Origin of the sequence: Komagataeibacter xylinus, assembly GCF_031081985.1 — a bacterium.
GTDB classification, from domain to species: domain Bacteria; phylum Pseudomonadota; class Alphaproteobacteria; order Acetobacterales; family Acetobacteraceae; genus Komagataeibacter; species Komagataeibacter xylinus_E.
Map to the genome: position 1 here is coordinate 24,499 of NZ_JARWSK010000011.1, position 16,765 is coordinate 41,263.

Annotated in this window: 15 protein-coding genes and 3 tRNA genes; 13 read left to right on the plus strand and 5 right to left on the minus strand. The window is 63.9% G+C overall.

Features of this window, described 5'->3' with window-relative positions; translation table 11 throughout:
* The first annotated feature begins 16 nt into the window (after positions 1 to 16).
* On the plus strand, positions 17 to 1,366 hold the full coding sequence (locus QEG70_RS16455; protein WP_308721606.1) for a GntT/GntP/DsdX family permease: 1,350 nt from the start codon (positions 17 to 19) through the stop codon (positions 1,364 to 1,366).
* 187 nt (positions 1,367 to 1,553) lie between these two features.
* Here QEG70_RS16455 and QEG70_RS16460 read toward each other — a convergent pair.
* Positions 1,554 to 1,628: transfer RNA gene (locus QEG70_RS16460), tRNA-Thr, on the minus strand.
* Between the two features lie 94 nt (positions 1,629 to 1,722).
* Here QEG70_RS16460 and QEG70_RS16465 point away from each other — a divergent pair.
* From QEG70_RS16465 to QEG70_RS16475, 3 genes are read left to right on the plus strand one after another with little or no spacing between them, the layout of a single operon-like run.
* Positions 1,723 to 3,201, plus strand: coding sequence for a paraquat-inducible protein A (locus QEG70_RS16465; RefSeq protein ID WP_308721607.1), 1,479 nt, complete (start codon positions 1,723 to 1,725; stop codon positions 3,199 to 3,201).
* The gene (locus QEG70_RS16470; protein WP_308721608.1) at positions 3,198 to 4,862 is read left to right on the plus strand and encodes a PqiB family protein; all 1,665 of its coding nucleotides are present in this window, start codon (positions 3,198 to 3,200) and stop codon (positions 4,860 to 4,862) included. Before QEG70_RS16465 ends, QEG70_RS16470 begins: the two co-directional genes overlap by 4 nt.
* A gap of 4 nt (positions 4,863 to 4,866) precedes the next feature.
* Positions 4,867 to 5,514 carry a PqiC family protein gene (locus tag QEG70_RS16475; protein WP_308721609.1) on the plus strand — a complete coding sequence of 216 codons (648 nt, stop codon included), beginning with the start codon at positions 4,867 to 4,869 and terminating at the stop codon, positions 5,512 to 5,514.
* Between the two features lie 122 nt (positions 5,515 to 5,636).
* Here the strand turns inward: QEG70_RS16475 and nusG are convergent, their stop codons facing one another.
* From nusG to QEG70_RS16490, 3 genes are all read right to left on the minus strand, one after another.
* Positions 5,637 to 6,167 carry a transcription termination/antitermination protein NusG gene (gene nusG, locus QEG70_RS16480; RefSeq protein ID WP_061275675.1) on the minus strand — a complete coding sequence of 177 codons (531 nt, stop codon included), beginning with the start codon at positions 6,165 to 6,167 and terminating at the stop codon, positions 5,637 to 5,639.
* 8 nt (positions 6,168 to 6,175) lie between these two features.
* Positions 6,176 to 6,370, minus strand: coding sequence for a preprotein translocase subunit SecE (secE, locus tag QEG70_RS16485; RefSeq protein WP_007397644.1), 195 nt, complete (start codon positions 6,368 to 6,370; stop codon positions 6,176 to 6,178).
* A gap of 135 nt (positions 6,371 to 6,505) precedes the next feature.
* Positions 6,506 to 6,582 (minus strand) — tRNA-Trp (locus QEG70_RS16490).
* 225 nt (positions 6,583 to 6,807) lie between these two features.
* On the opposite strand from QEG70_RS16490, the gene QEG70_RS16495 reads away from it, so the two are divergent.
* The 7 genes from QEG70_RS16495 (at position 6,808) to atpC (ending at position 13,696) form a co-directional block, all read left to right on the plus strand.
* A tRNA-Gly gene (locus QEG70_RS16495) sits at positions 6,808 to 6,881 on the plus strand.
* Between the two features lie 87 nt (positions 6,882 to 6,968).
* Complete coding sequence (locus QEG70_RS16500; protein ID WP_308721610.1) at positions 6,969 to 8,399, plus strand: MFS transporter; 1,431 nt, start codon at positions 6,969 to 6,971, stop codon at positions 8,397 to 8,399.
* Positions 8,400 to 8,699: 300 nt separating this feature from the next.
* Positions 8,700 to 9,296, plus strand: coding sequence for an ATP synthase F1 subunit delta (atpH, locus tag QEG70_RS16505; RefSeq protein ID WP_110567985.1), 597 nt, complete (start codon positions 8,700 to 8,702; stop codon positions 9,294 to 9,296).
* Positions 9,296 to 10,834 carry a F0F1 ATP synthase subunit alpha gene (gene atpA / locus QEG70_RS16510; RefSeq protein WP_308721611.1) on the plus strand — a complete coding sequence of 513 codons (1,539 nt, stop codon included), beginning with the start codon at positions 9,296 to 9,298 and terminating at the stop codon, positions 10,832 to 10,834. The genes atpH and atpA overlap by 1 nt, the downstream gene beginning before the upstream one ends.
* 15 nt (positions 10,835 to 10,849) lie before the next feature.
* Positions 10,850 to 11,731, plus strand: coding sequence for a F0F1 ATP synthase subunit gamma (locus QEG70_RS16515; protein ID WP_308721612.1), 882 nt, complete (start codon positions 10,850 to 10,852; stop codon positions 11,729 to 11,731).
* A 32-nt stretch (positions 11,732 to 11,763) separates the two neighbouring features.
* Entirely contained in the window at positions 11,764 to 13,239 is a 1,476-nt protein-coding gene (gene atpD / locus QEG70_RS16520; protein WP_130731417.1) for a F0F1 ATP synthase subunit beta, read from the plus strand.
* 31 nt (positions 13,240 to 13,270) lie between these two features.
* Complete coding sequence (atpC, locus tag QEG70_RS16525; RefSeq protein ID WP_061275665.1) at positions 13,271 to 13,696, plus strand: ATP synthase F1 subunit epsilon; 426 nt, start codon at positions 13,271 to 13,273, stop codon at positions 13,694 to 13,696.
* 237 nt (positions 13,697 to 13,933) lie between these two features.
* On the opposite strand, the gene queF is transcribed toward atpC, so the two are convergent.
* On the minus strand, positions 13,934 to 14,413 hold the full coding sequence (queF, locus tag QEG70_RS16530; protein ID WP_061275695.1) for a preQ(1) synthase: 480 nt from the start codon (positions 14,411 to 14,413) through the stop codon (positions 13,934 to 13,936).
* A gap of 140 nt (positions 14,414 to 14,553) precedes the next feature.
* On the opposite strand from queF, the gene rnd reads away from it, so the two are divergent.
* Positions 14,554 to 15,741, plus strand: coding sequence for a ribonuclease D (rnd, locus tag QEG70_RS16535; RefSeq protein WP_308721613.1), 1,188 nt, complete (start codon positions 14,554 to 14,556; stop codon positions 15,739 to 15,741).
* A gap of 143 nt (positions 15,742 to 15,884) precedes the next feature.
* Complete coding sequence (locus tag QEG70_RS16540; protein ID WP_308721614.1) at positions 15,885 to 16,496, plus strand: GcrA family cell cycle regulator; 612 nt, start codon at positions 15,885 to 15,887, stop codon at positions 16,494 to 16,496.
* Positions 16,497 to 16,765 lie beyond the last annotated feature (269 nt).

The following is a 16,765-nucleotide window of genomic DNA, read 5'->3' on the forward strand; positions in this document are numbered from 1 at the left end:
GAAGGAGAGGCATCGGATGTCGGTCGGAATGGCCCTGCTGCTGGCTGTTGTGGCCATATGCGTTGTCGTTTTCCTTATTGAGCGGTGCAAGCTCAATCCGTTCCTGGCACTGTTCCTCGCCTCCATGCTGCTCGGCTTTGCTGCCGGCATGCCCGCAAGCCATGTGGTCAGCACGTTCGAGAAGGGCGCGGGGCAGGTGCTGGGCCAGATCGCCTCGGTCATCGCGCTGGGCACCATGCTGGGCAAGATGCTTGAAGTGTCGGGTGGGGCGGATCGCATCGCCATGACCGTGGTGGCACTGGCCGGGCCACGGCGGCTGGACTGGGCCATGATGGTGATCGGGCTGCTGGTCGGGCTGTCGGTGTTCTTTACGGTGGGCTTTGTGGTGCTGGTGCCGCTGGCCTTTTCCATTGCGCGGCAGACGAAAATGCCCATCCTGCACGTGGCCCTGCCGGTTACGGCGGCCCTTTCGGTGGTGCAGGGCTACATGCCGCCCCATCCCGGCACCATGTTCGCGCTGGCCGCCTGTCATGCCGATATTGGCCGCCTGATCTGGATGGGCGCGCTGGTCAGCCTGCCTGCCGCCATTGTTGCGGGTCCGCTCTATACGCGCTTTATCGTGCCACGCCTGCCGGCCGATGCTGGTGCCGCCGCCGCAAGCGCGCATGGTGGTAATACGCCGCGCGATCCTGCGAGCCTGCCGGGTTTTGGCATGACCCTGTTCACCATTCTTGCCCCCATGGTGCTGATGCTGGCGGGGTCCGCCACGCGTTTCACGGGGCCGCAGGCAGGGGCATGGGTGCAGGTGCTGCGCTTTGCGGGCGACCCCAATGTGGGGCTGGCGCTGGCCGCACTCCTGTCGTTCTGGACGCTGGGGCTGCGGCGCGGCATGACGCGCGAGAAGGTGTTGGCGTATTCCAATGAATGCCTTGGCCCGCTGGCGGGGCTGCTGCTCATGATCGGGGCTGGTGGCGGCTTTGGCGCGGAACTGATGGATAGCGGCATATCCGACGCCATTGCCCGTGCGGCGGTGGACATGCACGTGCCGCTGCTGGTGCTGGCCTGGGGGCTGGCTGCGGGCATGCGGGTGGCCGTGGGGTCGGCCACGGTGGCCATGAGCACCACGGCGGGCATCGTGGCGCCCATCATGGCGCATGGCAGCGCGGTCTCGCCCGAGCTTGTGGTGCTGGCCACGGGGGCGGGGGCGGTGATGTTTGGCCCCATGAACGATTCCGGCTTCTGGCAGGTGCGCGATGCGCTGGGGCTGAGCGTGCCGCAGACCCTGCGCACATGGTCGGTGCTGGAAACGCTGATTGGCGTGGTGGGGCTTGCGATGTGCGTGCTGATGCAGGCGTGCGGACTTTAGAAAACGGGCGTGTCCGGCGGCGGCCTGTTGCCTGCCGCCCTGTCAGGCCGCCTGCATCGGGCCACAGACAGTGAACGGAGGGGCAGGAAGTGCCCGAAGTGTTACCCTGTTGTTCCCCCATGGGGGAACAATGCCCGTTTAATGACCGGGATAACATTCATAAAACCAGAAATTTCAAGAAGGTAGGTGGTGCCGACACTCGGAATTGAACCGAGGGCCTACTGATTACGAATCAGTTGCTCTACCCCTGAGCTATGTCGGCAAACCTGTGGCGTCTGATAAACGATGGGCTGGCATGATGCAATATATCAATTGCAGCATTCCCCATTTTAATTTGCTCTATATGCTGGGGCCAGATGAACATGTCATTTTCCTCCCGGCAGATGCGCTGTGATGATGCGGGCATCGGCCCCGTGCCCCATATCCGCATTATTGGCGGCCTGTCGGAATGTCCCGGCTGCGGGCTGTACCAGCGCCTGCCCGAACTCGCGCCCGGCCAGCAGGCCCTGTGCACGCGCTGCGGGCAGAAGCTTGCGCGCAGGCGGCGCACGGCGCCCCTGGCAACGCCGCTGGCCTTTTGCATCAGTTCGGCGGCGTTCTACCTTGCAGCCCTCGCCTCATCGCTCATGACGCTGGATGTGTATGGCAGGCAACGCACCGTGGACCTGCTGACCGGGCCGATGGAACTCATGCATGAAGGCTGGGGCGAGGCCGGGATACTGGTGGGCGCGGTGACCGTGCTGGCCCCCGCGGTGGCGATCGGGTTCATGTTCGCCATCCTGTATGCCGCCGCCCGCCCGCAACTGCCCGACTGGGGGCCGCGCATTCTGGTGTGGTATGACAAGCTGCGGCCGTGGTCGATGGTCGAGGTCTATATCCTTGGCATCTTCGTGGCCTACACCAAGCTGACCGACATGGCGCATGTCGATGTAGGGCCTGCGGTGTACCTGATTGGTGCTTTGATGCTGACCATGGCGGCCACCGATTCGACGCTTGATACCGAAATGATCTGGCAGCACCGCCGCATTGATTCGCTCACCCGCGCCGAAGGCGGTGGCAGGGTGGCCGTGGAATACGCGCATGTGGATGACATCGGCATGCCGCCGGTCGATCATCTGGTGGCGTGCAGCTCATGCGGGCTGGTGGGGGAGCTGGCGCACCCGGTCTCGAACCTGCGTTGCGTGGGGGTGTGCCCGCGCTGCGAGCACAAGGTCTGGCGCCGCCTGCCGCAAACGCTTACCCGCACCACCGCCTTCCTCATCGCAGCGGTCGTGTTCTATATTCCGGCCAATCTCTATCCGGTCATGACATTTACGCGCATGGGCGGCGGGGGCGGGCACACCATCATCGAAGGCGCGCTCGAACTGTGGGCCGATGGCATGATTCCGCTGGCGCTGCTGGTGTTCTTCGCCTCCATCACCGTGCCCATGCTCAAGATCGCGAGCCTGGGCTGGATGATCATCCAGACATGGCGCGGCGCGCGCGGGCACCTCGTGGCGCGCACGCGGCTGTTCCGGCTGGTTGACATGGTGGGCCGGTGGTCGATGATCGACGTGTTCATGATCTCGATCCTGGTGGCGGTGGTGCGGTTCAATTTCATGGCCAGCGTCACGGCCAATGCCGGGATGGTGGCGTTTGCCGCTGTCGTGATCCTGACACTGCTGGCCGCCTGGAGCTTTGACCCGCGCATCATGTGGGATGCGGCAGGGCGCAACGGCCCGGTCACCGATGGCCTGCCGCCGCGCGTGGTGGCGACGGTTGACCACGATGACCCGGCCACTTCCCTTTCGCCGGCGGCAACACGCCCGGCCAGCATGGAGCCAGATCTGGCGTGAATGACGATTTTCCTTCCGGTAACTCAAATGGCGGCGTGCCGCAGGCCCAGACGCGGCGCTACCGTTTCTCGGTCGTGTGGCTGGTGCCGATCGTGGCCATCATCATCGCGGGCTATCTGGGCTGGCGGGGGCTTACCGGGCGCGGGCCGCTGATTGTCATCAGCTTCGACACCGCCGATGGCCTGACCAGCGGCCAGACCGAGGTCAAGAACAAGGCGGTCTCGCTTGGCACGGTCGATTCCATCCGGTTGAGCGATGACCTGCACCATGTCGAGGTGCGCGTGCGCATGACGGCGGCGGCAGGCCGCATGCTGACCGACCATGCCCGTTTCTGGGTCGTGCGCCCGCGCATCAACGGCGCGAGTGTTACCGGGCTGGAAACGGTCATGTCCGGCGCCTACATCGCCATGGATGCGGGCGAGGCGGGTGGCCATTACACCACGCATTTCACCGGCCTCGAATCACCACCGGGCGTGCGCTCTGACCAGCCGGGCCATACCTATACGCTCATTACGCAGTCACTCGGCTCGCTCGGGCAGGGCGCGCCCATCTTCTTCCGTGACGTGGTGGTGGGCGAGGTGCTCGGCTACACCATGCCGCCCGAAGGGCGCGGGCCGATCAGGGTGCAGATTTTCGTGCAGGCCCCCTATGACAGCTACCTGCGTACCACCACGCGCTTCTGGAACGTGTCCGGCGTGCAGGTGGGGCTAGGGGCTGGCGGGCTCAAGGTCAAGCTGCAGTCGCTTCAGGCGCTGCTCTCGGGTGGGGTGGCGTTCGATCCGCCTGATGAACGCAACGAGAAGAACGTGCTGCCCCCCACTGCCGGGCCGGAGACCACCTTCCAGCTTTATGACAGCGCGGAGGAAGCCAATAGTGCGGGCTACCGCGAGCGCATCCCGCTTGTCACCTACCTGACCAGTTCGGTCACGGGGCTGACCAAGGGGGGGCGCCTGACCATGTTCGGCATTCAGGTCGGCATGATTGACGATGTGAAGCTGCAGGTCGATCCCGCCACCGGCAGGGCGCATGTGCGCGTGGCCATGGAACTCCAGCCCGAACGCGTGCTCGATAACCGGCAGGTGCCAGCCGATGCGCTGGCCGGGCTGTTGCGCATGCAGGTGGCGTCCGGCCTGCGGGCTTCGGTGCAGAGCACCAGCATGCTGACCGGCGAATCCGAAATCGGGCTGACCTTCGTGAAGAATGCCACACCCGCGCAGGTCGAGATGGAAGGCGACGCCATGGTGCTGCCCGGCCAGGCGGGTGGCATGTCGGGCATCATGGATTCGCTCTCGGTGGTGAGCGACAAGATTGCCGCAATGCCGCTGACCCAGATGGGCGAGAACCTGAACAGCCTGCTCGCCCATGCCGATGCCCGCATCAACAGCCCCGACACCAAGCAGGCGCTGACGGCGCTGCGCAGTTCGTTGCAGAACCTGCAGGTCATATCGCATGATGCCCGCACCGAAATGCCGCAACTGCTGACCGGCATGGACAAGACGCTCAAGAACGCCAATTCGGTGCTGTCGAGCTATGGCGGCGATACCGACTTCCAGCGCAACCTGCAGCAGATGATGCTGCAGCTCAACGATGCCGCGCGTTCGCTGCGCTTCCTGTCAGACTTCCTGACCCACCACCCCTCGGCACTGATTACGGAACGATAAGAGCATGCAACGCCCCTTCTGGCATTTCATACAGTCCACGCGGCCCGTGGCCGCAGGCATGGCGGTTGCATCGCTGCTGGCACTTGGCGGCTGCGGGTCAACCGACCCCACGCTCTACACGCTGGCCCCCGTGCCCGCGGCGCAGGCAGGCAGTATCGGCGCAGGCCTGCCTGCGGTGATCGAGGTGCGCACGCCCGGTGTGACACCCTCGCTTGACCGGCAGAACATCGTGGGCGTGCAGGATGACTACAGTGTGACGCCAAGCGCTGGCGCGGCCTGGAGCGAGCCGCTCGCCCCCATGCTTGGCCATGTGCTGGCCACCGACCTGCAGCAGCGCCTGCCCGGCGTGAGCGTCTTTGCCCAGAACGATGCCACGAGCGCGCCCGCCCAGGGGTTTGTCGAGGTCGAGATTACCCGTTTCGCGCGGGATGCCACGGGCCTTGTGCATCTGGCAGGGAGCCTGTCGGTACACCGGGCGGGTGACCCCGAGCATGCCCGCTCGGTGCCACTCGCGCTCACGGCCACGCCCGCAGGCAGCGGCATGCGGGCCATGGTCGCCTCGCTCAGCCAGTTGACCGGACAGGTGGCGGATATGGCGGCGGCCGCGCTACAGGCGCTGCCACCCGCGCCCCAGCCGGCCCTACATAAATAATGATGTGAGACGTCGCCTTTTTGAAAGAAGGCGACGCCCGGAACCTTACGGGGATTTGCAAGGCATTCCGGGCATAAAAAAAGCGCCCGGAGGCGCTTTTCAGTTCAGCGGGGAGAGAAGGTTCAGACCTTCTCCACCTGGCTGTATTCCAGATCGACCGGCGTGGAGCGGCCAAAGATGGAAACGCTGACCTTCAGGCGGCCGCGCTCCTCGTCCACTTCCTCGATCGTGCCGTTGAACGAGGTGAAGGGACCATCGGCCACGCGGATCTGCTCGCCAATCTCGAAGGTAACGGAGGGGCGGACCCGCTCGACACCTTCCTGCGCCTGCTTCATGGCCCGTTCGGCTTCAGCCTTGGGGATGGGCGTGGGGCGGGTCTTGCTGCCAAGGAAGCCGGTGACCTTGGGCGTATCCTTGACCAGGTGCCATGCCTCATCGGTCAGTTCCATGTTGACCAGCACGTAACCGGGGAAGAACTTGCGCTCGGCATTGACCTTCTGGCCACGGCGCACTTCCGTCACTTCTTCCGAAGGGACGAGGATCTCACCGAAATGGTCGGCCAGCCCCTTCTGGGCGGCCTGTTCCGTGATGTGCTGGGCAATCTTCTTCTCGAAGCCCGAATAGACGTGGATCACATACCACCGCTTGGCCATGGCTGAACTCAGCCTCCCAGTCCGAAGAGTTTCCGTACGGCAAGGCCGATCACCTCGTCGACGAGGAAAAAGAAAACCGATGCAAGACCGGCCATGGCCAGCACCGCACCCGTTGTCATCAGGGTGGCGCGTCGTGTGGGCCACGTGACTTTCCTGGCCTCGGCCCGAACGTCTTCAACAAATTTCGCGGGACTGACCGACACGAAATACCCTTCCTGCAACGCCACGGCGCACCAACCGGATGAACCAGCCGGTGCGGGGCCTAAGAACCGGTGCGGACCATTGTGGCCCGACCCATCGGGTGCCAGGCCGGAAGGGGAATGCCCGACCGGAAAGAATGGCAGGGGTGGAGGGTCTCGAACCCGCAACCTCCGGTTTTGGAGACCGGCGCTCTAGCCAATTGAGCTACACCCCTGCAAAGCCGCCTGCGAAGGCCCGAAACAAGTGGCGTGGCATCTGCCGCGCCGTTTCGGGTCGTCCATGCGAACCCGGCACAGGAAGCGGAAAAAAGTATGAACCGAGCCGAAAGTCAAGGGGGCGTGCCCATAAAAATACAAGTTTGGTGCGTTTGGCATCCCGCACGCCTTTATGGGCTTGCGCGACAAAGGGCGGAAACGGTATGGATGGGCCAACCTTATGGGCGGGCGTAGCATAGTGGTAATGCAGTAGCCTTCCAAGCTTCTGAGGAGGGTTCGATTCCCTTCGCCCGCTCCATGATCCCCACATAATGAAATCCGTATCAGCCCTGACCGGATTCGGGCGCGTGCCGCCCGGGCGGCATGACGGGGCAGGGTGATTCCAATGGCATTGACCAGCTCTCCGACCCTCCATCCGCGCGTGGTGCTGGCCACCTGCTGCCTGAGCCTGCTGCTGGTCATGATGGATGTCACGGTGGTCAATGTCGTGCTGCCCTCCATCCGCGCGCAGATGCATGGCGGCTTTTCCACCCTGCAATGGGTGGTGGATGCCTATACCCTCATGGTGGCCAGCCTCATGCTGCTGGTGGGCACGCTGGCCGACAGGTTCGGGCGGCGGCGGATGTTCCTGATCGGCATTACGCTGTTCTGCGCGGGCTCGGCCCTGTGCGGGCTGGCGCGCAGCGTGGAGATGCTGGTGTTCGCGCGCGCGGTGCAGGGAATCGGTGGCTCGATGCTCAACCCCGTGGCGCTGTCGATCCTGACAAGCGTGTATGTCGAGCCACGGGCGCGGGCGCAGGCCATCGGCACATGGGGTGCCACATCGGGCGTGGCCCTTGCGCTGGGGCCGGTTGTGGGGGGCGTGCTGGTGCACTGGGTGGGCTGGCAGGCGGTGTTCTGGGTCAATGTGCCGATCGGACTGCTGGCCATCGCGCTGACGCTGCGCTTCGTGCCCGAATCCCGTGGCGGGCGCGGGCGCGGCATTGACGCGCCGGGGCAGTTGCTGGCCATCGTGGCGCTGGCCATGATCACCTCGGGGCTGATCGAGGCGCATAATTACGGCTGGGCGTCGCCTGCCATTTCCGGCTTCCTCGGCTTCGGGCTGCTTTCGGTCGCGGGGTTTGTCATTGTCGAGCGCCGTGCCGCGACGCCGCTGATCGACCTGCGCTTTTTTGGCGCGTGGCCGTTCTCGGGGGCGATCATCATCGCCGTGCTGGCTTTTGCCATGTTCAGCGCCTTCCTGTTTCTCAACACGCTTTATTTGCAGGATGTGCGCGGGCTTGACGCGCTGCATGCCGGGCTGTGCACGCTGCCATTCGCGGCAGGCTCCATGCTGTGCGCCCCGCTTTCGGGGCGGCTGACGGGGCGGTATGGCGCGCGGCTGCCGCTGCTGCTTTCCGCCATCGGCTTCGGCGCGGGCGCACTGCTGCTGACAGGGCTGGATTCCGCGAGCCCGCTCGGCCTGCTACTGGCCTCTTACGGTCTGTGCGGGTGCGGGTTTGGCCTGTGCAACGCCCCCATTACCAATGCCGCCATTTCCGGCATGCCGCGGGCGCAGGCGGGGGTGGCCGCGGCCATTGCCTCGACAAGCCGGCAGGTGGGCGCGCTGCTCGGCATCGCCCTTGGTGGCGCGATGAGCGCATCAAGCGTGCAGGGCGGCGTGGTGCAGTGGAGCGCCTTTCCCCAGGCCACGCATGCCGTGTGGTGGAGCATGGCGGTGGGGGCGGGATGCATTGCGGCGCTGGGGCTGGTTTCAACCGGACTCCGCGCGCGGCGCAGCGCCCAGGCTGTCGCGGCACTGCTTGATTCGGTGTGATGCATTATTGATATGCATAATATGCATACCTTGACGGCCATTCCCGCCAGCCCGTCGCGCCGGAAGGTGACAAAACCGGCGCTTTCCTGTTTCCGAAACGACGTACGGCATGTATGATCCCGCCAACCTCTGGCACCAGCGTGTCCATATGCGTGAAAACGGGTGGTAGTATGGCACAGCGTAGCGCCAGCGTGCCGCCTGTCTGTTGCGTGTGTTTACGCTGCGTGCTAGAGCCGCGCCAGCAGCGCACGGGGCCTCGGTTTCCGGGCAGGCGGCTTGTGTTTGAATCAAGATTCTGGATTGGAAAAGCGGACAGTGGATTCGGGTGGAACGACCTCAATACCGATCGCCTCCATTGCCAATGGCCTTCCCGGTCGTTACGCGACGGCGCTCTATGAGCTTGCGGCTGAACGCCAGCAGCTTGATCCTGTTCTGGAACAGGCAACGGCCCTGGCCAGCCTGATCGACGGCAGTGCCGACCTGCGTACCGCCCTTGCGGACCGCACGCTTGACCTGCGCGACAGCGCGCGGGCGGTTGATGCCGTGCTGAACGCCGAGGGGTTCAGCCCCCTCATGCGTGATTTTGTTGGCGTGGTGGCGAATAACCGCCGCCTTCCGCGCCTGCGTGAGATTCTTGCCGCGCTGGCGGCTATCGCTGCGGCCCGGCGCGGGGAAGTGGTGGCGGATGTCGTATCCGCCCACCCCCTGACCGACCTGCAGCGTGTCCAGCTTCGCAGCCGCCTTGCCGAGGCCGGCTATTCCAAAGTCAATATCCAGGAGCGTGTTGACGCGGCCCTGCTGGGCGGTCTGGTCGTGCGCGTAGGCGCCCGCCTGTATGACACCAGTCTCAGATCCCGCCTTACCCGCCTGCACCATGCCATGAAGGGAGCCGCGTGATGGAAATCCGCCCCTCCGAGATTTCGGATATCCTCAAGCAGCAGATCGCTACGTTCGACAAGGCCGCTGACGTTGCCGAGACAGGGACCATCCTGTCGGTTGGTGACGGCATTGCCCGTGTCTACGGCCTGCAGAATGTTGAAGCCGGCGAAATGCTGGACTTCCCCGCCAGCGGCCAGAAGGGCATGGCGCTCAACCTCGAGAATGACAATGTCGGCGTTGTCATCTTCGGTGATGACAGCGCAATGCGTGAAGGCGACACCGTCGCCCGCACCGGCAAGGTGGTGGAAGTGCCCACCGGCAAGGCGCTGCTCGGCCGCGTGGTCGATGGCCTCGGCAACCCGATCGACGGCAAGGGTCCGCTCGTGGGTGAAGTCATCAGCAAGCGCGCGGAAATCAAGGCGCCGGGCATCATGCCGCGCCAGTCCGTCAGCGAGCCGATGCAGACCGGCATCAAGGCGATCGACGCGCTCGTGCCCATCGGGCGTGGCCAGCGTGAGCTGATCATCGGTGACCGCCAGACCGGCAAGACCGCCATCCTGATCGACACCATCGTCAACCAGAAGAGCGTCAACGCGCTGGGTGACCAGAGCAAGTCGCTCTACTGCATCTATGTGGCCATCGGGCAGAAGCGCTCGACGGTTGCGCAGTTGGTGCGCACGCTGGAAGAGACCGGCGCGATGGAATACTCCATCGTCGTGGCCGCCACCGCGTCCGACCCGGCACCGATGCAGTATCTCGCACCGTATGCCGCGTGCTCCATGGGCGAATACTTCCGCGATAACGGCATGCATGCCCTGATCGTGTATGATGACCTGTCCAAGCAGGCTGTCGCCTACCGCCAGATGTCGCTGCTGCTGCGCCGCCCGCCGGGCCGCGAAGCCTACCCCGGTGACGTGTTCTACCTGCATTCGCGCCTGCTCGAGCGTGCGGCCAAGATGTCCGACAAGTTCGGCGCAGGTTCGCTGACCGCCCTGCCGGTGATCGAGACGCAGGCCGGTGACGTATCCGCCTATATCCCGACCAACGTGATCTCCATCACCGATGGCCAGGTCTTCCTTGAAACCGACCTGTTCTACCGTGGCATCCGCCCCGCCGTGAACGTGGGTGGTTCCGTGTCCCGCGTGGGTTCGGCGGCCCAGATCAAGGCGATGAAGCAGGTTGCGGGCAAGATCAAGCTCGAGCTGGCGCAGTATCGTGAAATGGCGGCGTTCTCGCAGTTCGCCTCCGACCTCGACCCCGCGACCCAGAAGCAGCTCGCCCGTGGCGCGCGCCTTGTCGAGCTGCTCAAGCAGCCCGAAACCTCGCCGCTGTCGGTCGAGGAGCAGGTTGTGGTGCTTTACGCTGGCACGCGTGGCTATATCGACACCGTGCCGGTTGCCGAAGTGACCAGCTACGAAAAGCGCCTGCTTGATGATGTTCGCACATCGGGCAAGGATATTCTGGAATCGATCCGGACCCAGCGCCAGCTGACGAAGGATATCGAAAGCCGCCTGAACGATTTCCTGACGACATTCGGCCGTCAGTTCGCCAACTGAGGAAGACGGGCAACCATGGCTTCCCTGAAGGACCTGCGCGCACGGATCGGTAGCGTCAAATCGACGCGAAAGATCACCAGCGCAATGAAGATGGTGGCAGCGGCCAAGCTGCGTCGGGCTGAAACCCGCGCAGCTGCCGCCCGGCCCTATGCCGATGCAATGCGCCGCATGCTGGCCGAAGTGGCCCGCAGTGTTGCGGGCGAAGGCGGACAGCCTGCGCTGCTGACCGGAACGGGGCAGGACAGGGTACACCTGCTGGTGCCCATGTCCAGCGACCGTGGTCTGGCCGGTGCATTCAACTCCAACATCAACCGCACGACCCGCAACCTGGTGCTCAAGCTCCAGGCCGAGGGCAAGACCGTCAAGATCCTGCCGGTGGGCCGCAAGACATACGACTTCCTGTCGCGTGATTTTTCGGACCTGATCATCGATCACCGCCATCTGGCGGCGGGCAAGGAGATTCCGTTCTCCGCCGCAGCCGAACTTGGCGAGCAGATTACATCCCTGCTCGAAAAGGGCGAGTTTGACGTCTGCACGCTGGTGTATAACCAGTTCCGCAATGTCATGACCCAGACGCCGACGGAAATGCAGCTCATTCCGCTCGCCCTGCCGGACAATGACAACGCGGATAACGCGCAGGTCGCGGCCTATGAATTCGAGCCCGATGAGGGCACGCTGCTGTCGAGCCTCCTGCCGCGTAACCTGCAGGTGCAGATCTATGCCACGATGCTGGAAACGGCGGCGGGCGAGAACGGCGCGCGGATGACGGCAATGGATAACGCGACGCGTAACGCTGGCAAGGCCATCGATCGTCTGACGCTCAAGTACAACCGTACGCGCCAGACCAACATCACCAATGAACTCATCGAGATCATCTCGGGCGCCCAGGCTGTCTGAGGATCGATCGTCACGCTCACAGGAGCTGTCCCATGTCGGAAACCACAACTCAAGAGGCTCCTGTCTCCACGCAGGCGCCCAAAAGCAATGTCGTCGGTCGCGTGACCCAGGTCCGCGGCGCCGTTGTTGACGTCCAGTTCGAAGGTACGCTGCCGCATATCCTCGAGGCGCTGCACGTTCAGCTCAATGGCCAGACCCTTGTGCTCGAAGTGGCGCAGGAAATTGGCGAGCATGAAGTCCGCTGCATTGCCATGGACACCACCGATGGCCTGACCCGCGGCGCCGAAGTGGCCGCCACCGGCAGCCAGATCACGGTGCCGGTCGGTCCGGGCACGCTTGGCCGTATCCTCAACGTCATCGGCGAGCCGATTGATGATCGTGGCCCGGTCAAATGCGAAGGGCGCGCGCCGATTCACCGCGCCGCTCCTGCCTTTGACGAGCAGGCCGCCGCCACCGAGATCCTGCCCACGGGCATCAAGGTTGTCGATCTGCTCTGCCCCTACCTCAAGGGCGGCAAGGTCGGCCTGTTCGGTGGTGCGGGCGTGGGCAAGACCGTCATCATCCAGGAACTGATCAACAACATCGCCAAGGCGCATGGCGGCGTGTCGGTCTTTGCCGGCGTGGGTGAACGTACCCGTGAAGGTAATGACCTGTATTACGAAATGCAGGACGCGAACGTCATCAAGCTTGATGGCGACTCGACCGAAGGTTCCAAGGTGGCGCTGGTCTATGGCCAGATGAACGAGCCGCCGGGTGCCCGTGCCCGCGTGGCGCTGTCCGGCGTGACGGTTGCGGAATACTTCCGCGACGTGGAAGGCCAGGACGTGCTGTTCTTCGTGGACAACATCTTCCGCTTTACGCAGGCTGGCGCCGAAGTGTCCGCCCTGCTTGGCCGCATTCCCTCCGCCGTGGGCTACCAGCCCACGCTGGCGACGGAAATGGGTGCCCTGCAGGAGCGCATCACCTCCACCAAGAAGGGGTCGATCACCTCGGTGCAGGCCGTTTACGTGCCGGCCGATGACCTGACCGATCCGGCACCTGCCGCGACCTTCGCCCATCTTGACGCGACCACGGTGCTGAACCGTTCCATCGCGGAAATGGGCATCTACCCGGCTGTTGACCCGCTGGACTCCACCTCGCGCTCGCTCGACCCCAAGATCGTAGGTGACGAGCACTACCAAGTGGCGCGCGACGTGCAGCGCATCCTGCAGACCTACAAGTCCCTGCAGGACATCATCGCCATTCTCGGCATGGATGAACTGTCGGAAGACGACAAGCTGGTCGTGGCCCGCGCCCGTCGCATCCAGCGCTTCCTGTCCCAGCCGTTCCACGTGGCCGAAGTGTTCACGGGCGCGCCGGGCAAGCTGGTCTCGCTGGAAGATACGGTGCGTTCTTTCAAGGCGATCGTGGCGGGTGAATATGATCACCTTCCCGAAGGGGCTTTCTACATGGTCGGCGCGATCGAGGAAGCGGTGGCCAAGGCCGAGAAAATGAAGGAATCGGCCTGAACCCCGGCCCCTGACGCAAGGAAAATAGACCATGTCCATTAAGGTCAAGATTGTCAGCCCGGAGAAAGTCCTGTTCGCGCATGACGCCGATATGGCTGTCATGCCGGGGGCGGAAGGCGACATCGCGGCCATGCCCGATCATGCCCCGCTCATGCTGACGCTGCGCGGTGGCGTGGTTGACATCTATGAAGGCGATGCGGTGACGAATCGCTTCTTCGTCGCGGGCGGCTTTGCCGATATCGCGCCAAGCCACTGCACCATCCTTGCCGACCGGGCCACCAAGCTCGAAGACCTGTCGGTTGACGATGCGGAAGCCCGCCTGGCGGGTCTGGAAAAATCCTATGAGGAAGCGGACAAGATGAACGTGCCCGCGCTTGATATCCTCATGGACAAGATCCAGTCGGCCCGGGCCGAGATCGAGGCGGCGCAGTCTGCCATTCCGGGCATGTCGCTTTGACACGATAGCCAGCCTGCATCCACTGCCTGCATGGGCGTAGATGTGTGGCCTGACATGAAAAGCGCCCTTATGGGCGCTTTTTTTGTTATGGGGCGACCAGACCGTCGGGCCTGTAAAACAACGGAAAACCTGTAAGAAGTTTTTGGTAAAGCTTTTTCCCCAAAAAGCTTCCGAAAGAACGCCGCCTTCTTTCAAAAAGGCGGTACCCCAAAATATTTATTATTTTAAAACAGATATTTAGCCGCGCCCGCGATAGCCCGGCACGTCCTGCGCGGGGATCCACACACCTTCCGGCGGGGTGCCGGTCTGCCAGAACACATCAATCGGCATGCCGCCGCGCGGGTACCAGTAGGCCCCGATGCGCAGCCACACCGGCTTGAGCAGATCGACAAGCGTGGTGGCGATCTGCATTGAGCAGCGCTCATGAAAGGCGCCGTGGTTGCGGAAACTGGTCAGGAACAGCTTGAGCGACTTGCTCTCCACAATCCATTCATCAGGAATGTAGTCGATCACGATATGGGCAAAGTCGGGTTGCCCCGTGACCGGGCACAGCGAGGTGAATTCGGGCGCGGTGAACCGCACCACGTAGCGCCGCCCGCGGTCGGGGGCGGGCACGCGTTCAAGCCGGGCTTCCTCGGGGCTTGCGGGCTGGGCGCTGTTCTGGCCGAGCTGCGTCAGGAACTGGCTGCCATCATCTTGGCTGGGGCTGGAGGTCATGGGCGGGTCCGTCAGCAATGAAAAAAAGGGATAGGGGGCTGATGCCGCAAGGCGTCGGGCGGCGTCAATGGAAATGCGGGGAGGGGACATGCGGTTTTCCCTGCTTCCGCAACCGGGTGCTGGCATGATAACTGCACGGAATGGCACGTGTATCCCGACCCGAATTTCCCGCTCCTGTGCTGGTTACCACCACGGCGGCGCTTGAGGCTGTAACCGCGCGACTGCGCCAGGAGCCGTTTGTAACCATTGACACGGAATTCGTGCGCGAGCGCACGTACTGGCCTGAGCTGTGCCTTGTGCAGCTTGCAGGCGAGAACGAGGTGGTGGTGATCGACACGATCGCCCCCGGCATTGACCTGGCCAGCCTTGGCGAACTGCTTGATGATGCGTCGGTGGTGAAGGTCTTTCACGCCGCAAGACAGGATCTTGAAATCTTCCTGCACCTGTTCGACCGCCTGCCCGCCGCCCTGTTCGACACGCAGGTCGCGGCCATGGTGGCAGGCTATGGCGACCAGGTGGGGTATGACAATCTCGTCGCGTCGCTGCTTGGCGTACAGATCGACAAGTCACATCGCTTTTCCGACTGGTCGGCGCGCCCGCTTTCGCCTGCCCAGATCGGTTATGCGGCGGCTGACGTCACCTATCTGCGGCTGGTTTACGGCAAGCTGCTGGCACAGCTCGAGCGCGAGGGCCGGCTGGACTGGGTCGCGGCCGAACTGGACATCCTGAACAATCCCGCCACCTTCCGCCCCGACCCGCTGACCCTGTGGGAGAAGATGCGCCCGCGCACCAACAACCGGCGCATGCTGGGCATCCTGCGCGCCGTGGCGGCATGGCGCGAAGGCGAGGCCCAGCGCGTCAACGTGCCGCGCCAGCGCCTGCTCAAGGATGAAAGCCTGATGGAAATCGCGGCCACCGCGCCTGACACGGTCGATGCGCTGGCCCGCGTGCGCGGCGTCTCGCGCGGGTTTGCCGAGGGGCGTAGCGGGCAGTCCCTGCTCGAGGCGGTGACCGCGGCCCAGGCCATACCCGAAGCCGACCTGCCGCGCCTGCCCAAGGGGCGCGGCAAGGACGCGCCACGCCCATCGCCTGCCCTGATCGCCCTGCTCAAGGTGCTGCTGGCCACCTGCTGCGAGGCCCATCGCGTGGCGCCGAAACTTGTGGCGTCATCAGAGGATCTTGACCGTTTTGCGCTGGATGACGCGGCGGATATTCCCGCTTTTCACGGCTGGCGCAATACGGTGTTTGGCAAGCTTGCGCGTGAACTCAAGGCAGGCAGGCTGACCATGGGGGTCGAGGATGGCAAGGTCAGACTGATCCACGACTGAGCCAGCAAGGGGGCCCGGACGGTTTTACACGGGTTGCAAACAGGTTATGGGCAGAACTGTCCACAAGATTCTATCATTCTGCGGTTGAGATAGATGGCAGATACGCCTAGTTTCGCTCCATTCCGCGTAAGGAGTGCAGAACGATGGCGATGGAATGGACAGAGGAGACGATCGCGCGCCTGCGTGATCTGTGGCAGCAGGGATTATCGACCGCCGAAATCGGCCGCCAGTTATCTGTTACCAAGAATGCCGTTGTAGGCAAGGCGCATCGCCTTGGCCTCAAGCCGCGCCCATCGCCCATCCGTCGTGCCGCCAAGGCCACGCCGCCTGCCGATGCCGCTACACAGGCCGCCCCGGTTGCGGCGGTCCCCGCCGCAGCCCCTGAAAAGGAAGCGGCCCCCGCGCCCGTGGTGGCAGCCCCGCCGGTGCCTGAAAAGGCACCTGCGCCGGTCAAGGCGACCGTGGCAGTTCCCGCGCCGAAGGCAGCGACCCCGGCGCCCACCGCCGAACCGGCACCCGAAGCAGCCGCCCGTCCGGCCCGCGCGCCTGCCCGTGCCGCCCGTTCCGCGCTGCGCCCGGTCAGTGAGCCACGCCGCCGCAGCAGCCAGTCCTGCTGCTGGCCGCTGGGCGATCCGGGCACGCCGGGCTTTCACTTCTGTGGGGCAACGCCGCTGCCGGGCAAGCCGTACTGTGCCGAACACGCGCAGCTTGCCTATGTAAAGCTGCGGAGCGACCGGCGCGATAGCGTGGCCTGATCCATCAGCCACTTTTAAAAAAACAACCCATTGATAAAAAATGATAAAAGCTTCCGGGTGCCGCCCTTTTTCAAAAAGGCGGCATTCTGCGAAGCTTTTTGAAAAAAGCCTCACCAAAAACGTCCGTATGATTTCAGGATGTTTTCCGGGCTGACTTTTCAAGCGCTCCCTTACGGAAGGCGGCTTGCGTGCAGGCCGTTTGCAGATGCATGCAAAAAAACGCCAGGGCATTGCTGCCACTGGCGTTTTTTGTATCTGCCCGGCAGGCC